Origin of the sequence: Streptomyces sp. NPDC020780, assembly GCF_044334475.1 — a bacterium.
Classification (GTDB): Bacteria; Actinomycetota; Actinomycetes; order Streptomycetales; family Streptomycetaceae; genus Streptomyces.
Map to the genome: position 1 here is coordinate 67,021 of NZ_JBIRTB010000006.1, position 15,655 is coordinate 82,675.

12 protein-coding genes and 1 tRNA gene are annotated in these 15,655 nt (G+C 69.7%); 7 read left to right on the top strand and 6 right to left on the bottom strand.

Annotation, left to right across the window (positions count from 1 at the left end; all coding sequences use genetic code 11):
- Positions 1 to 9 precede the first annotated feature (9 nt).
- From ACH4VO_RS13140 to ACH4VO_RS13160, 5 genes are all read left to right on the top strand, one after another.
- Complete coding sequence (locus ACH4VO_RS13140) at positions 10 to 1,983, top strand: copper resistance protein CopC (RefSeq protein WP_360994324.1); 1,974 nt, start codon at positions 10 to 12, stop codon at positions 1,981 to 1,983.
- A gap of 26 nt (positions 1,984 to 2,009) precedes the next feature.
- Positions 2,010 to 3,290: an iron uptake transporter deferrochelatase/peroxidase subunit gene (efeB, locus tag ACH4VO_RS13145; protein ID WP_360994326.1), complete on the top strand. Its 1,281-nt coding sequence runs from the start codon at positions 2,010 to 2,012 to the stop codon at positions 3,288 to 3,290.
- 40 nt (positions 3,291 to 3,330) lie between these two features.
- Positions 3,331 to 4,266, top strand: coding sequence for a prephenate dehydratase (gene pheA / locus ACH4VO_RS13150; protein ID WP_360994329.1), 936 nt, complete (start codon positions 3,331 to 3,333; stop codon positions 4,264 to 4,266).
- A gap of 802 nt (positions 4,267 to 5,068) precedes the next feature.
- Positions 5,069 to 6,346: a serine--tRNA ligase gene (gene serS / locus ACH4VO_RS13155; protein WP_360994332.1), complete on the top strand. Its 1,278-nt coding sequence runs from the start codon at positions 5,069 to 5,071 to the stop codon at positions 6,344 to 6,346.
- Positions 6,343 to 7,158 carry an HAD family hydrolase gene (locus ACH4VO_RS13160; RefSeq protein ID WP_360994335.1) on the top strand — a complete coding sequence of 272 codons (816 nt, stop codon included), beginning with the start codon at positions 6,343 to 6,345 and terminating at the stop codon, positions 7,156 to 7,158. The genes serS and ACH4VO_RS13160 overlap by 4 nt, the downstream gene beginning before the upstream one ends.
- Before the next feature lie 199 nt (positions 7,159 to 7,357).
- Here ACH4VO_RS13160 and ACH4VO_RS13165 read toward each other — a convergent pair.
- The 6 genes from ACH4VO_RS13165 to ACH4VO_RS13190 form a co-directional block, all read right to left on the bottom strand.
- Positions 7,358 to 7,443, bottom strand: a tRNA-Ser gene (locus ACH4VO_RS13165).
- 294 nt (positions 7,444 to 7,737) lie between these two features.
- Entirely contained in the window at positions 7,738 to 8,430 is a 693-nt protein-coding gene (locus ACH4VO_RS13170) for a hypothetical protein (protein ID WP_360994337.1), read from the bottom strand.
- Positions 8,431 to 8,710: 280 nt separating this feature from the next.
- The gene (locus tag ACH4VO_RS13175) at positions 8,711 to 9,430 is read right to left on the bottom strand and encodes an ABC transporter permease (RefSeq protein WP_360994340.1); all 720 of its coding nucleotides are present in this window, start codon (positions 9,428 to 9,430) and stop codon (positions 8,711 to 8,713) included.
- Between the two features lie 28 nt (positions 9,431 to 9,458).
- Complete coding sequence (locus tag ACH4VO_RS13180; protein WP_360994342.1) at positions 9,459 to 10,370, bottom strand: ABC transporter ATP-binding protein; 912 nt, start codon at positions 10,368 to 10,370, stop codon at positions 9,459 to 9,461.
- Positions 10,367 to 11,275, bottom strand: coding sequence for an ABC transporter permease (locus ACH4VO_RS13185; RefSeq protein WP_360994345.1), 909 nt, complete (start codon positions 11,273 to 11,275; stop codon positions 10,367 to 10,369). The genes ACH4VO_RS13180 and ACH4VO_RS13185 overlap by 4 nt, the downstream gene beginning before the upstream one ends.
- Positions 11,265 to 12,278, bottom strand: coding sequence for an ABC transporter ATP-binding protein (locus ACH4VO_RS13190; RefSeq protein WP_360994460.1), 1,014 nt, complete (start codon positions 12,276 to 12,278; stop codon positions 11,265 to 11,267). The genes ACH4VO_RS13185 and ACH4VO_RS13190 overlap by 11 nt, the downstream gene beginning before the upstream one ends.
- Positions 12,279 to 12,637: 359 nt before the next feature.
- On the opposite strand from ACH4VO_RS13190, the gene ACH4VO_RS13195 reads away from it, so the two are divergent.
- On the top strand, positions 12,638 to 14,410 hold the full coding sequence (locus ACH4VO_RS13195; protein WP_360994348.1) for an SDR family oxidoreductase: 1,773 nt from the start codon (positions 12,638 to 12,640) through the stop codon (positions 14,408 to 14,410).
- A gap of 409 nt (positions 14,411 to 14,819) precedes the next feature.
- Entirely contained in the window at positions 14,820 to 15,362 is a 543-nt protein-coding gene (locus ACH4VO_RS13200; protein ID WP_360994351.1) for an RNA 2'-phosphotransferase, read from the top strand.
- The last annotated feature ends 293 nt before the right edge of the window (positions 15,363 to 15,655 follow it).

The window sequence follows — 15,655 nt, forward strand, 5'->3', positions numbered from 1 at the left end:
TGACACCCCATGACGGTCACCGCCCCGCACCTCGGGCACTCTCCGGCACGACGGCCGCTCGCGGCGGCCGCGCTCCTCACCACGCTGTTCAGCCTGCTGTTCGGCCTGGTGCTGGCCGGCGCGGGCCCCGCGTCCGCGCATGCCGCGCTCACCGGGAGCGACCCGCAGGACGGGGCGGTGATCGCCACGGCTCCCGAGGAGGTCACGCTCACCTTCTCGGAACAGGTCGCCATGGGGGACGGCTCGATCCGGATCCTCGACCCGAGCGGTGAACGGGCCGACGACGGGGCCCCTCGCGACCTGACGAGCGGGGGCACCGTCCGGTACGGAGTCGCGCTCCACAGCGGTCTGCCCGACGGTACCTACACCGTCGCCTGGCAGGCCGTCTCCGCGGACTCCCACCCGGTGTCCGGAGCCTTCACCTTCTCCGTCGGCGCCCCCTCGGAAACGACGGTCACGCTGCCCTCGCAGGAGGCGGGCGGCGGCCTCGTGGGGGGCCTCTACGGCGTCGCGCGCTACGCCGCGTACGCCGGCTTCATCCTGCTCGCCGGCGGGTCGGCGTTCGTACTCGCCTGCTGGCGGCGCGGGGCGGGCGCGCGGGCACTGCAGCGTCTGGTCGTGCGTGGGTGGGTCACGCTCACCGCGGCCACCCTGGCCATGCTGCTCCTGCGCACCCCGTACACCGGGTCCGGGAAACTCGCCGACGCCTTCGACCTCGACGGGCTCCAGGCCGTCCTGGACACCAGGCCGGGGGCCGCGCTGGTCTCCCGGCTCCTCCTGCTGGGTGCCTCCGCCCTCTTCATCGCCGTGCTCTTCGGGACGTACGCCCGGCGCGAGGACGAGAAGGAGAAACAGGACCTCACCTTCGGGCTGGCGGTCGGCGGTGCGGTCATCGCGATCGGCATCGCCGGCACATGGGCCCTGGCCGAGCACGCCTCCACCGGCATCCAGCCGGGCATCGCCATGCCGGTCGACATCCTGCACCTGCTCGCCGTGGCCACGTGGCTGGGCGGACTGGCCGCGTTGCTGGTCGCTCTGTACCGCACCCCGGACATCACGGCGGGTGCCGTACGGCGGTTCTCCCGGCTGGCGTTCGGCAGCGTGCTCGTACTCACCGCGACCGGCCTCTACCAGTCCTGGCGGCAGGTCGGATCCTGGTCCGCCCTGACCGGTACCCGTTACGGGCAGTTGCTGATCGTCAAGGTGGCGCTGATCGCCGTGCTCGTCGGCGTCGCGTGGATCTCACGGCAGTGGACGGCACGGCTGGCGGGGGGCGGGGACGATACGGAGCAGGGGGATGCCGGGACGGGGGCCGATACGGGCTCGGCTTCGGCTTCGGCTTCGGAAGCGCCGGTCGCCGACAGCGGGCAGGCGCCGGCGGAAGCGGCCGACGAGAGCCGGGTGGGCCCGGAGCGGGCTGCCCAACTCGCCCGGCAACGCGCCGCCCTGACGGCAACCGAGAAGAAGCGGGCGCGCGACGCCGATCCTGACCGCTCCGGGCTGCGCCGGTCCGTGCTGGTCGAAGCGTGCGTCGCCGTCGTGCTTCTCGCGGTCACGACGGTCCTGACGTCCACCGAGCCCGGACGTACCGAGGAAGAGGCCACCCGCGGCACGACGGCCGCCGCCGCGCCGGTGAGCGGTGGGCAGGTGAACCTGAGCGTGCCCTTCGACACCGGCGGCACGAACGGCAAGGGCACCGTACGGCTGGACATCAGCCCGGGCCTGACCGGCTCGAACGATGTGCATCTCTGGGTGGACGGCGCCGACGACCGCCCGATGGACGTCCCCGAAGTGAAACTGGCCTTCACCCTGGAGTCCAAGGACATCGGTCCGCTGCCGGTCGTCCCCGAGCGTCTCACCACCGGACACTGGACGGCGAGGTCCGTACGGATCCCCCTGGCGGGCGACTGGAAGATCACGGTGACCGTACGGACCTCGGACATCGACCAGACGACCATCGACAAGAACGTGAAGATCGGCTGAGCAGGTTGAGCAGGTTGAGCAAAAAGATGGACGATCACAGCGCGCCCACCGCCGACGGGTCCCGTGGGCCGGGCGTCTCCCGACGGCGGCTGATCGGCGGCGCGGGAGCCGCCGGGGCAGCCGGCCTGGTGCTCGGTGCGGCGGGGGGCGCGGGCGGGTACGCCGTGGCGCGCGACGACACTCCGACCGCGCTGACCACGATCGGCGCGACCGAGGTGATGTTTCACGGGAAACATCAACCGGGGATCACCACCCCGCTTCAGGCACGCGGGCACCTGGTCGCTTTCGACCTGGCGGCCGGGGCGGGCCGCAGGGAAGCCGCCGCGCTGATGCGCAGATGGTCGGCCGTGGCGCAACGGTTGATGGCCGGAGAACCGGCGGAAGGCGGCCGGGAACACGACACGGGAGTGGCCCTCGACGCCGGGCCGTCCTCCCTGACCGTCACCTTCGGATTCGGGCGCACCTTCTTCGACCGTACGGGTCTGATCCCGCACCGGCCGCCCGCGCTGGATCCGCTGCCGCCGTTCTCCTCCGACCACCTCGACCCCAAGCGGTCCGGCGGCGACCTCTGGGTCCAGGTCGGTGCCGACGACGCACTCGTCGCCTTCCACGCGCTGCGCGCCCTGCAGAAGGAGGCCGGTCCGACGGCCCGGGTGCGGTGGCAGATGAACGGCTTCAACCGCACCCCGGGTGCCACGGACCGCCCGATGACCGCACGCAACCTGATGGGCCAGGTAGACGGCACCAACAATCCGAAGCCGACCGAGGACGACTTCGACGGGCGGATCTTCGTACCGTCCGGGGGGCATGCGGCGCACGCCTGGATGGCGAACGGCTCGTACGCCGTCGTCCGTCGGATCCGGATGCTCATGGACGACTGGGAGGCGCTCACGGTCGAGCGTCAGGAACAGGTCATCGGACGGCGCAAGGCGGACGGCGCCCCGCTGAGCGGCGGCTCCGAGAGCACCCCCATGGACCTGGACAAGGCAGGTCCGGACGGGAAGCTGCTGATCCCGGAGAACGCCCACTCCCGGGTCGCCTCCCCAGGGAAGAACGGTGGCGCCGCGATGCTGCGTCGCCCGTTCTCGTACCACGACGGCATCTCCGAGGACGGCACGCCGGATGCCGGGCTGCTCTTCGTCTGCTGGCAGGCCGATCCGTTCAAGGGCTTCATCCCGGTGCAGCGCAAGCTCGACCGCGGGGACGCACTGTCGCGGTTCGTCCGGCACGAGGCGAGCGCTCTCTTCGCTGTTCCGGGCGGTGCCGCTGCCGGGGAGTACGTGGGGCAGCGGCTGCTGGAGGCGTGAGACCGCACGGTCGCCTCCGGCAGCCCATTAGGGTGACCGTATGTCAGCCACGCGCTACGCCTATCTCGGCCCCGAAGGCACCTTCACCGAGGTTGCCCTCCGTACTCTCCCGGAAGCCGCCACACGCGAGCTCGCTCCGATGCTCTCGGTGCCGGCGGCTCTGGACGCGGTGCGCAACGGGGAGGCGGCAGCAGCGCTCGTCCCGATCGAGAACTCCGTCGAGGGCGGGATCACGGCGACGCTGGACGAGCTGGCCACCGGCGCACCGCTGATGATCTACCGCGAGGTGCTGCTCTCCATCACGTTCGCGTTGCTGGTGCGCCCGGGTACGAAGCTGTCGGACGTCAAGACCGTCACCGCGCACCCGGCCGCACAACCGCAGGTACGCAACTGGATGGCGGCCAATCTCCCCAACGCGGTATGGGAGTCCGCCGCGTCGAACGCCGACGGCGCACGGCTGGTGCAGGAGGGACGGTACGACGCCGCCTTCGCCGGTGAGTTCGCCGCGGCGACCTACGGACTCGAGCCCCTGGTGACGGAGATCCACGACGCGGAGAACGCGCAGACCCGCTTCGTACTGGTGGGTCGTCCCGCCAGGCCGTCCGCGCCGACCGGGGCCGACAAGACGTCCGTGGTCATCTGGCTCGGCGACGACCACCCGGGTGCCCTGCTCGAACTGCTGCAGGAGTTCGCCGTTCGTGGGGTGAACCTGATGCTCATCCAGTCGCGGCCCACCGGCGAAGGCATCGGCAACTACTGCTTCGCCGTGGACGCGGAGGGGCACATCGCCGACCGCCGGGTGGGCGAGGCACTGATGGGTCTGAAGCGGATCTGCCCGAAGGTGCGCTTCCTGGGTTCCTATCCGCGGGCCGGGGTGTCTCCGGAAGAGGTGGGCGCCCTGCGGCCCGGGACGTCGGACCAGGACTTCACGGAGGCGTCCGACTGGCTGGCGCGGAGCCAGGACGGACGGGTCTGACGGTCGCGGGGCCTTTCGGGGACGGGAGTGTCGCGGGGTGGTGAGGGCGTCGGAGTCGGTGACGTTGTCCGGATGGGTGACGGCGCCGGAGGCGGTGACGGCATCGGGGAACGGCCGGCCGCTGCGGAAGCTGACGCCTGCTGCGGTGGACCCGGCCGGGCCGCTCTCGAGGGGACTGATCGGGACGGGCGGTTCCGGGCTTCCCGGACGAAGCCGGTCTTCCCGGGCAGGCTCGGCAGCCTACGACCGGTCCTACCTGCGGATGTCTCCTCACCCCCAGAGTTATCCACAGGCGCGCGTCTTCACCTGGGGACAAGTCGACACCTCCGGGCAGCACGGTCGACGCATGACCTCGTGGCGGCGGCCCCTCGAAAGGAGTGAGGGCGGGTCGGTGCCACTCGAATTCCGCTGATCAACTCCCCAGGGCGCAGAATTCCCACTCGAATGAGTGCATGGGCCAGGTTTGAGGCGTGAATCCGCGCCTCGTGCAGTCTCGTGGAACGATCACTTCCGATGTCCACAGATCTTCCACACAGCCTGTGGATAACTGAATCGACCCGAGGGCCCCTGTGGACAAGATGACCGGCCCTGCGCCCCCAACTCCCCTGCCCCGCACTGCTGATGCGTCACCCGGAGGGGCACTTGCCCCCTTTTCGAGGTAATGGGCAGCCTTTATCGACCGCCTCCACCCCCGGGCCCGACCGATTCGCTACACGATTCCCGATTCCGGCAATTAGGGCAAAATGCTGCGCTTGGCGATATCGGTTCGAGTGGTGGATCGCCGCACCGGTAGCCTTGGGGGGTGATTGACCTTCGCCTGCTCCGTGAGGACCCCGACCGTGTTCGCGCCTCCCAGCGCGCCCGTGGAGAGGACGTCGCCCTCGTCGACGCCCTGCTCTCCGCCGACGAGCTGCGCAGGTCGTCCGGCGTCCGTTTCGACGAACTCCGTTCCGAGCAGAAAGCGCTCGGAAAGCTGATCCCCAAGGCCGGCCCCGAAGAGCGCGCCGAGCTCCTCAGGAAGGCCGATCAGCTGAAGACCGAGGTCAGGGCGGCGGATGCCGCTCAGGACGCGGCCGACGCCGAGGCCAAGCGGCTGCTCCTGCTCCTCGGCAACATCGTCCACGAGGACGTTCCTGTCGGCGGTGAGGAGGACTTCGTCGTCCTCGAGACGCACGGCACCATCCGCGACTTCGGCGCGGAGGGCTTCGAGCCCAAGGACCACCTGGAGCTCGGCGAGGCGCTGGGCGCCATCGACATGGAGCGGGGCGCCAAGGTCTCCGGATCGCGCTTCTACTACCTCACGGGCGTCGGCGCGCTCCTCGAACTGGCCCTCGTCAACGCGGCGATCGCGCAAGCCACGGAGGCCGGGTTCGTCCCGATGCTCACCCCAGCACTGGTACGCCCGCGCGCCATGGAGGGGACGGGCTTCCTCGGCCAGGCCGCGGAGAACGTCTACCACCTGGAGAAGGACGACTACTACCTGGTCGGCACCTCCGAGGTGCCGCTCGCGGCGTACCACATGGACGAGATCATCGACGCCGAGAAGCTGCCGCTGCGCTACGCCGGGTTCTCGCCGTGCTTCCGCCGCGAGGCAGGCACGTACGGCAAGGACACCCGCGGCATCTTCCGCGTCCACCAGTTCGACAAGGTGGAGATGTTCTCGTACGTCGACCCGGCCGACGCGGAGGCCGAGCACCGCCGGCTGCTGGACTGGGAGAAGCAGTGGCTCACCGCCCTGGAGCTGCCGTTCCAGGTGATCGATGTCGCCACGGGCGACCTCGGTGCGTCCGCCTCCCGGAAGTTCGACTGCGAGGCGTGGATCCCCACTCAGGGCAAGTACCGCGAACTGACGTCCGCGTCCAACTGCGACGGCTTCCAGGCCCGCCGGCTCTCCGTGCGCATGCGGGACGGTAAGAAGGTGCAGCCGCTGGCCACGCTGAACGGCACGCTCTGCGCCGTACCCCGCACCATCGTGGCCATCCTGGAGAACCACCAGCTCGCCGACGGCTCCGTACGGGTGCCGGAAGTACTGCGTCCGTATCTCGGCGGGCGCGAGGTCCTGGAGCCGGTCGCCACGTGACCTTCCCCTACAAGCTCGTCGCGACCGACCTCGACGGCACGCTGCTGCGCGGGGACGACACGGTCTCCGCTCGCACGCGTGAGGCGCTGGCCGCGGTCACCGCGGCCGGCGCGGCCCACATCGTCGTCACCGGGCGCGCTGTGCCGTGGACCCGGCACATACTGGACGATCTGGGCTACGACGGCCTGGCGGTGTGCGGCCAGGGCGCGCAGGTGTACCACGCCGGCGAGCACAGGCTGCTGACCTCTCTGACCCTGGACCGGCAGCTCGCGGGCCTCGCCCTGTCCAAGATCGAGGCGGAGATCGGTCCGCTCGCGCTGGCCGCGAGCCGTGACGGGCTCGACGGCGAGGTGCTCGTCGGGCCCGGCTACAGGGTGCAGGAAGGGCCGCTGCCCGCCCTCCTGGTCGACGACCCCGCCGAGATGTGGGCCGCTCCCCTGAACAAGGTCTACATCCAGCATCCCGAGCTCGGCGACGACGCGCTGGCGAAGGCCGCACGGCAGGCCGTCGGCAGCCTGGTCGACATCGTGATGGCGGGCCCGGGCATCGTGGAGATCCTCCCCCTCGGACTGAGCAAGGCGACCGGCCTGTCCCTGGCCGCCCGCCGTCTCGGGCTGAAGGCGGCGGACACGCTGGCTTTCGGCGACATGCCCAACGACATTCCCATGTTCGGCTGGGCTCAGCACGGCGTGGCCATGGCCAACGCGCACGACGACCTGAAGGCCGTAGCGCACGAGATCACCGCGTCGAACGATCAGGACGGCATCGCGGTGGTTCTGGAGGAACTGCTCCGGTCGCCTCTGCGGGCGTAAGGCGGAGGGCCGCGCCCGACCCGCTGCCGGTCCTGGCGCCGACGAGCGGGGCGTAGGACGGCAGCGGGTCCCAGCACGCGGTTGCTCCACGTGCGGTGTGCCGAGTGCGTTCCAGGGTTCTGCGGTCTGCGGTCTGCGGTCTGCGGTCTGCGGTCTGCGGTCTGCGGTCTGCGGTCTGCGGTCTGCGGTCTGCGGTCTGCGGAGGATGCGCGGATCGAACGCGCGCGGGGGTGCGCCCCGACGACGGCTTAGCAAGCCGCTGCCTTACCACTCGGCCAATCCTCCGGGAGGTGGCCGCGCGATGCGCGCCGAAGGCCACCCGGGGTCCTGCTGCGGGCAGTTCCGCGTGGCTGATGTAGCTACCGCGGTGCCTGCTGCGGACCACCTTGCAGGGAACTCGACGGACTCCTACCGGTCATCGCCGCGCTCCTCTCCCGGTTCTCGTGAACGCTGGGTCTCCGAGCCGGCTCCTTACGCCGGTCCCCTGCGCCGACGCACACTGTGCCCCAGGACGCAGCCCGGGAGCCACCGGTTTTCCGATGGCCCCGGAACGGCGTTCCTCTGCGGCCGGCCGAACGGTCAGCCGTGCGTGCGGCGGCTCAGTTCCTTGAGCCGCCGGGCGAGTTCGTCCATGCGTGTGTCGAGCCGGACGATGTCCTGCGAGACGTCGGTGAGCCGGAGGCTGATGGCGCCGACGATCTGGTGGGTGACCTCCAGCTTCCGGTCGAGGGAGTCGAGGCGATGCGACATCCGGCCGAGCACGGGGCCGAGCTCCTGGAGCGCGCTTCCCACTCCGGCGAGGCAGCCTTCGATGCGGGTGACCCGTTTGTCGAGCGACACGTAGGACGCCCGGAGGTCCTCCTCGGCGTCGAGCAGGTGGGTCCGGACGCTGCGCGCGATGTCGCTGTCGCGAAGAAGCATGGCGACGTTGAGCACGGTTCTGCGGGTGTAGAGCGTGAGCTGCGTGACCGCCTGTGGATAACTTTCCCTCCCTTCCGGGCCCCATAGGGACATCATGTCCCCATGGAAGAGTCGCAGCTCAGAGCCCCGCAGCAGCCTGAGACCGTTCTCCTCCACCTCCGTACGATGACGCTGGGTCACCTTCTTGATGACCTCGGTGGATACTTCGAAGTACCTAGCCACGTCTTCTGTGCGTAGGTGAATGCCATCGGGGAGCATGACAAGGCTCTTGACCTTGTCCAGTGCTTCGACGCGCTCCATCTGCTCGACACGCAGGGCGTGGGATTCGAGCAGGGCGACTTCAGTGGGCATGGGCATGCCTTTCGTGCGCGGGTACGGCAAGGGACCGCCCTGACCCCGGGCTGCGAGGGCGGAGGACGCTCACGGTTGCCACTCACTCGATGACCGGCCCGGCGGGCACCGCCTCACCGCTGCCGGCATTCCCCTCGTTCACGAAAGCTCGACGCCACAGATTCCAGTTGCCTCCACGCACTTCACCCAACGAGCCGATAACCCTACCGTTACGCGTTTCAGGGCCGGCTCATGGAACAGCCCCCACCCGAACGGGCAGGGGCTGCGAGTGGGTCCGGTCTCACTCCTCACCGGCGAGCTTCAGCCCCCGTAGCTTCTGACCGGCGTACCACGTGGCCGCGATCGTGACGCCGATCAGGAGCACGGTGGCCAGCGGCAGACCGACGTCCGAGGTGACCTGGCCCTCCCCGGCGACCTTCTCGGCGACCGAGAGGGACCACTGCTGCACACTGAGCGTCCTGGCGCCCGGCACCAGGCTGCCGAAGAGCGCTTCCCAGACCAGCGCGTAGACCAGACCGAAGACCACGGCGTGCCGGCTGACCGTACCGAGCAGGAGGAACAGCGCGCTGTACGCGATCGAGGCGACCAGCGCCGCGATCGTGTAGGCCACGGCGATCTGCCCGCCGTTGCCGTTGAGGATCAGTCCCGCGACGAACGTCGGCAGCGCCGAGAAGAGCATCGTCACCGACACGGCCACGATCAGCTTGGTGAAGATGATCGTCGGCCGCTTCACCGGTTTGGCCAGCAGATAGACGATGGAGCCGTCGTCGATCTCCGGACCGATGGCCCCCGTTCCCGCGATGACGCCGATGAGCGGCACCATCGTGGCGATGGCGAATCCGCCGAGCACACCGGAGGCCACACCGTCATCGGCTCCGGCGAACGCGCGTACGGCGACGGCGATGGCCACCAGGAGGACGGGCAGGACGAACAGGATGGCGGCCCGGCGCCGGCCGAGCAGGGCCCGGTAGGTGAGCCGGGCGACTGTGGGGTCGTACATGACGTCACAGCTCCTTTCAGGCCACTACTCAGGCCGCTACGAGATAGGAAAAGACCGATTCGAGGGATTCGTCGGAAGGCGAAACGGTCAGCAGCCGAATGCCGTTCTCGCGTGCCACCCGCGGGAGCAGCGTCGTGAAGCGCCCGAAGTCGACGGCCTGGATGCGCAGGGCCCCTTCGGCCACGTCGACCTCGATCCCCGCGGTCGAGGGGTCCGCGATGAGCGCCGCGGCGAGCGCCCGGTCGTCGCTGGACCGTACGAGGTAGCGGTGCGGCCGGTCCGTCATCAGCCGGCGGATCTTCCGGAAGTCGCCGGACGCGGCGTGGCGGCCTGCCACGATCACCTCGATGTGCGAGGCGAGCTGCTCGACCTCCTCCAGGATGTGCGAGGAGAAGAGGACCGTGCGGCCCTCCGCGCCCATCCGCCGCAGCAGTTCCATCAGCTGCATCCGCTGACGCGGGTCCATGCCGTTGAACGGCTCGTCGAGGAGCAGCACCGAGGGGTCGTGGACCAGGGCGGAGGCCATCTTCACCCGCTGGCGCATGCCCTTGCTGTACGTGGAGATCTTGCGGTCCTGCGCGTACTGCATCTCGACGGTGGCCAGTGCCTTGTGCGCTGCCGCGTCACCCAGCCCGTGCAGTTCCGCGTTGGCGACGACGAACTCGCGACCGGTCAGGAAGTCGTACATCCCCTCCCGCTCCGGGACGATCCCGATCGACTTGTAGACCGCCTCGTTGCGCCAGATCTGGGTACCGTCGAGCGTGACCTTGCCGGTCGAGGGGGCGAGGAAGCCGGCCATCATGTTGATCAGCGTGGACTTGCCGGCACCGTTGGGCCCGAGCAGCCCGGTGACTCCCGGGCCCACGGTCATGCTCACGTCGTTGACGGCGACCACGTTGCCGAACCAGCGGGAGGTGTGGTCGATCTCGATGGTGGTCACAGCCCGACCCTCCGGTAGCGGCGCATCAGGACGGCGTACGAGCCGGCGACGAGCGCGAGGACAACGATCAGATAGACGACACCGGCGGCGGCTCCGGGACCCTCGCCGCCGGGGAAGGCGGAGGACGCGCCGAGGAACGCCGTCTGCACCCCGTCGATCAGTGTGATGGGCGAGAACAGTCCCAGCCAGGTGATGGCACCGGCGGAGTCCGTCTCCCAGGCGATGGCCTGGACCGTGGAGACCGCGCCGTAGGTGATGGTCAGTACGGCGATGACCGCGGCGACGCCGAAGCCCCGGCGCGGTGTCAGCGCGGCGACGACCAGCCCGAGTCCGGCGAACAGTACGGAGAGCAGTGCCACCGAGACCATCCCCTGCCCGAAGCCCTTGGTCTGGACACCGAAGTCGAACTTCGCGAGCAGCGCGCCCACGTAGAGGATGACGAGAGGCAGCCCGGTGAGGAGCAGCAGGGCCGACGCCATGGCGGCGAACTTCGCGAGGACGTAGTCGACCCGCTCGATCGGCCGGGAGAAGTACAGGGGGACGCTCTTGAAACGCAGGTCCCTGGAGACGGACTGCGGAGCCTGGGAGGCGACGAAGAGCCCGATCACGGCCTGCAGGTAGATCGCGAAGTCCGTGTACTTGATGGGGAGCTTCGTCATGCCGGGCGTGGCCATGGCCACCGCGACGAGGATCAGCGCCACCAGGCACATCACCCCGCACAGGAGCATCGGCAGCACCTTGGACTTGGCGGATCGGCCCAGTCCGAAGGAGCCTCGCAGGGACTGCGAGTACAGCGAGCGGCGGGCGTAGGCCCGGCCCAGGCGTACGCCGTCGTAGGAGCGGTAGCCGATGTTGTGGATCCGGGAGGTGTCGCTCCCGGTCGCGGTCCCGGTCTCAGTGCTCATCCCGACCGCTCCCCTTCTGCTGTCCGGCGCCGGCTGCCACGGTCATGGCCGCCTCTGCTGTCCCCGTGGTGCGGAAGACTTCGGCGATGTGGTGGCGCCGCTGTTCCATCCGGACGAGACCGAGTCCGAGCTCGGCGACACTGTCCCGTACCAGGTCGTACGTCTCGTCACCCGTCGCCTCCACGAGGAGGATGTGTCCCGCACCGGGCAGCCCCTCGGCGTCGACACCGTCGTGTCCGACCAGCTTGATACCGGCGCCCGTGAGGATGCGGCGCAGCGCGTCCGTGCCGTCCGGGTGGGTGTCGCTGTCGGTGACCTCGACCGCCAGCGTCGTGGTGGTCTGCGTGAAGTCGCTGGTGGAGCTGGACCGCAGCAGCGTTCCGCCGTCGATGACGACGACGTGGTCGCACGTCCGCTCCAGTTCCCCCAGCAGGTGGGAGGTGACGAGGACGGAGATCCCGAAGTCGGTGTGGACGCGGCGGATCAGGCTGAGCATCTCGTCGCGGCCGACGGGGTCGAGCCCGTTGGTCGGCTCGTCCAGCAGAACCAGCTGGGGGTCGTGGACCAGCGCCTGAGCCAGCTTCACCCGTTGTTTCATGCCGGTCGAGTAGCCACCGATGGGGCGGTAGCGCTCCTCGTACAGCCCCACATGGCGCAGGGTGTCGGCGGTGCGCTCGCGCGCGGCCGTCGGCGGCAGCCCGGACATCCGAGCCATGTGGACGACGAACTCGGTCGCCGACACGTCCGGCGGCAGGCAGTCGTGCTCGGGCATGTACCCGACCCGCTCCCGGATCGCGGCGCCCTCCGTGGCGACGTCGAGCCCGAGCACCGCGGCCCGGCCCTCGGTGGCGGGGGACAGACCCAGCAGGATCTTGATCAAGGTGGACTTGCCGGCCCCGTTGGAACCCACCAGGCCGGTGACGCCCGGTCCGATGTCCAAGGAGAGCCGGTCAAGCGCGGTCACCCGGGGGAACCGCTTGCTCAGGCTTTCGGTTGCGATCACAGTCACGTGGACGACGCTAGTGGCGCGCGCCACACGAGTCGTCAGACCAGGCGGTTGTATCCGGGTCCGACTCCAGGCGTACGAACCCGTAAGGGGACCGCACAGGGGAGGAGCCGGCCACGGGGCCCTCCGCGCGCGAGGGGGCCGGCGGCGGGTTGCGCCAGGCGCGCCTCGGCGGCCGTGTCTGTGCGCGATGCCGTGCCGGCCTTGTCCACAGGGCGTTGTCCACAGGGGCTTGTCCACAGGTCCCGGCCCTCCCTTGACGCAGGCTCCCCCGGATTGCCACATTCATCGATGTCACGTTACGAGCACGTACCGCGACGGCCGCACAACGGCCGCACATCGGACGAGGAGGCTGCGTGAATCTGCGGGGTGCGAGTGAGCGCTGGATCCGTACGGGTGGGATCGGGCTCTGCGTGGCCGAGCTGGGCGATCCGGCGCAGCCGACCATCGTGCTGGTGCACGGCTATCCGGACAGCAAGGAGGTCTGGTCCGACGTCGCGCACCGGCTGGCGGACCGATGGCACGTGGTGCTGTACGACGTGCGGGGACACGGACGCTCGACGGCGCCCAGACCGCTGCGCGGGGGCTTCACGCTGGAGAAGCTGACCGACGACTTCCTGGCCGTCGCGGACGCGGTGAGCCCTGACCGCCCTGTCCATGTCGTCGGGCACGACTGGGGCTCCGTCCAGTCCTGGGAGTTCGCCACGGTGGAGAGGACCAAGGGCCGTATCGCGTCGTTCACCTCGATGTCCGGTCCGTCCCTTGACCACTTCGGCCACTGGATCAAGCAGCGGCTGTCTCGGCCGAGCCCCCGCCGCGTCGCCCAGGTGATCGGCCAGGGCACCAAGTCCTGGTACGTGTACGCGTTGCACACGCCGGTGCTGCCCGAAATGGCCTGGCGCGGGGTGCTCGGCAGGCAGTGGCCGCGCATCCTGGAGCGGATGGAGAAGGTGTCTTCGCGGGACTATCCGACTGCCTCGCTCCCCCGGGACGCCGCGCACGGGACATGGCTCTACCGTGACAACGTCAGGGCCCGCATGCGCAGGCCGCGTACGGACGCGTACGCCCATGTGCCGGTCCAGTTGATCACCCCGACCCGTGATGCCTTCCTGTCGCCCACGCTCTACGACGATCTGGACTTCTGGGTCCCTCAGCTGCTGCGGCGCTCGCTGCCTGCCACACACTGGGTGCCCCGCACCAGGCCGGACCAGTTGTCGGCCTGGATCAGCGAGTTCGTCAGCACCGTCGAGGCAGCGGGCGAGGAGGGTCCGGACGTGCGGGGAGACAGCCCCGCCGGAGTGCATGCGGACCGCTTCGGTGGCCAGTTGGTGGTGGTCACAGGGGCGGCCGGGGGCATCGGACGGGCCACCGCGCTCGCTTTCGCCGCGGCGGGAGCGCGGGTGGTGGCTGCGGACCGGGACGGGGAGGGCGCGGCGCGGACGGCCGAAGCGGCTCGTCTGCGGGGCGCGGCGGCCGCGTGGAGCGAGACGGTCGACGTCGGCGACGAGCAGGCCATGGAGAAGTTCGGCCAGAGGGTCGCCGAGGCGTACGGCATCGCGGACGTCCTGGTGAACAACGCCGGTGCGGGGCTTTCCGGTTCGTTCCTGGACACCACGGCTGAGGACTGGCGTGAGGTCCTCGACGTCAACCTGTGGGGCGTGATCCATGGCTGCAGGATCTTCGGCAGGCAGATGGCCGGCCGCGGACAGGGCGGCCACATCGTCAACGTCGCTTCTGCAGCCGCCTATCAGCCGTCGCGCGCGCTGTCGGCCTACAGCACGTCCAAGGCCGCGGTGTTGATGCTCAGCGAATGCCTGCGTGCCGAACTGGCCGCGCGATCCATCGGGGTGACCGCGGTATGCCCGGGCATCGTCGACACGGGCATCACCGGGTCGGCACACTTCGCCGGAGTGGACGAGGCGGAGGAGCGGAACCTCCGCCGGCGGGCCGGCCGCTTGTACGCGCTCCGCAACTACCCACCGGAGAAGGTGGCTCACGAGATCCTCACGGCGGTGGTGGACAACAGGGCGGTCGTACCCGTCACACCGGAAGCCCGCGCTTCCCGACTGCTGGCCCGGTTCAGCCCGCGGGGACTGCGCGCGGTCGCGCGGCTGCGCCCCCCGCTGTGACGAAGACGGGCGGCTGGTCGCCGACTGCGTGCACGCTGCCCAAATGCCGCTTCGTTCAGACGCCCTGCGGCACATGACGCCAGCAGAAGACTGCAGAAGACTGCGGAGGAGGCTATGCGAGAGACCACCGAGAGGCAGGTCGATGCCGCCACACCCCACCACGCAAAGGCCGCATGGGTTCTCGCCACTCCGTGGCGCCGCAACAACCCTGTTGCCGGTCGAACGTGTTGTGGTCTTCGAGCGTGGTACCGGTCATGGACAGGGCAGTTGCTTAACTTATCTGCCTGTATGGGAGGTTACTTGCACGTACGCGAACCTCCTTTTTTGAAGATCGACTTGCCCCGTGAAGCCCGCAGCGGTGCTCCGAAATTGGGGTACACCGGGTTTCGGTGTGCGGCATTCTCTCGAAATGAACGAAGAACGCACCGTGAAGGTGTCCGCGTACCTTTCGAGGCATCTGCGTCACCAGCCGGACAGAATCGGGATCACTCTCGACGCGAACGGCTGGGTTGCCATCGAAGAACTGCTCCAGGCGTGTGCCCGGCACGGTTTCGCGGTCAGCCGGGCCGAGATCGAACACGTGGTGGCGTCCAACGACAAGAGGCGGTTCGCCGTGGCCGACGGCCGCATCAGGGCGAGCCAGGGCCACACCGTACCGGTCGATCTCGGCCTGTCACCCGTCGATCCACCGCCCTACCTCTACCACGGCACAGTGGCCCGGGTACTCGGCGACATCCGCACGGAGGGGCTGCGGCCCATGGCCCGCCACCACGTCCACCTCTCACCCGACCGTGAGACGGCCACCCGCGTCGGCGCCCGGCGTGGGGTCCCTGTGGTGCTGTCCGTGGACGCCGGCGCCATGCACCGGGCAGGCCACTCGTTCTACGTCAGCGCGAACGGCGTATGGCTCACCGACTCCGTGCCCCCGCGCTTCCTGCGCCTGCGCGATTGACGCCCGGTTCGCCCTGGCCTCGCCGTTTGACTGGGGTACGGCCGGCTTTCGGCCGGAAAGGCGACAGCAGCCGCCGCCTGCGCTTGCGCCTATCGGCGACCTGGCGCTGAGACACGAACCGGCCACGGCCTTCCACCGCCTTGCCGCACTGTGCCGTCCTGCCGACTGACCGGCAAACCCCGACCGCCCACGTCCCCACAGACCCTGGAGAACCCGACCACCGCGCCGGGTCTCCACCATGCCCGGACACCGAGCCCACGACGCCTCGGTAGCGGCCCCCATGGCGGCATCGG

What these genes read in the sequence shown, in the direction of transcription:
- ACH4VO_RS13140 (WP_360994324.1), top strand. Translation starts at nt 10, where the DNA reads ATGACGGTCACCGCCCCGCACCTCGGGCACTCTCCGGCACGACGGCCG.
- efeB (WP_360994326.1), top strand. Translation starts at nt 2,010, where the DNA reads ATGGACGATCACAGCGCGCCCACCGCCGACGGGTCCCGTGGGCCGGGC.
- pheA (WP_360994329.1), top strand. Translation starts at nt 3,331, where the DNA reads ATGTCAGCCACGCGCTACGCCTATCTCGGCCCCGAAGGCACCTTCACC.
- ACH4VO_RS13170 (WP_360994337.1), bottom strand. Translation starts at nt 8,430, where the DNA reads ATGCCCACTGAAGTCGCCCTGCTCGAATCCCACGCCCTGCGTGTCGAG.
- ACH4VO_RS13175 (WP_360994340.1), bottom strand. Translation starts at nt 9,430, where the DNA reads ATGTACGACCCCACAGTCGCCCGGCTCACCTACCGGGCCCTGCTCGGC.
- ACH4VO_RS13185 (WP_360994345.1), bottom strand. Translation starts at nt 11,275, where the DNA reads ATGAGCACTGAGACCGGGACCGCGACCGGGAGCGACACCTCCCGGATC.
- ACH4VO_RS13200 (WP_360994351.1), top strand. Translation starts at nt 14,820, where the DNA reads ATGAACGAAGAACGCACCGTGAAGGTGTCCGCGTACCTTTCGAGGCAT.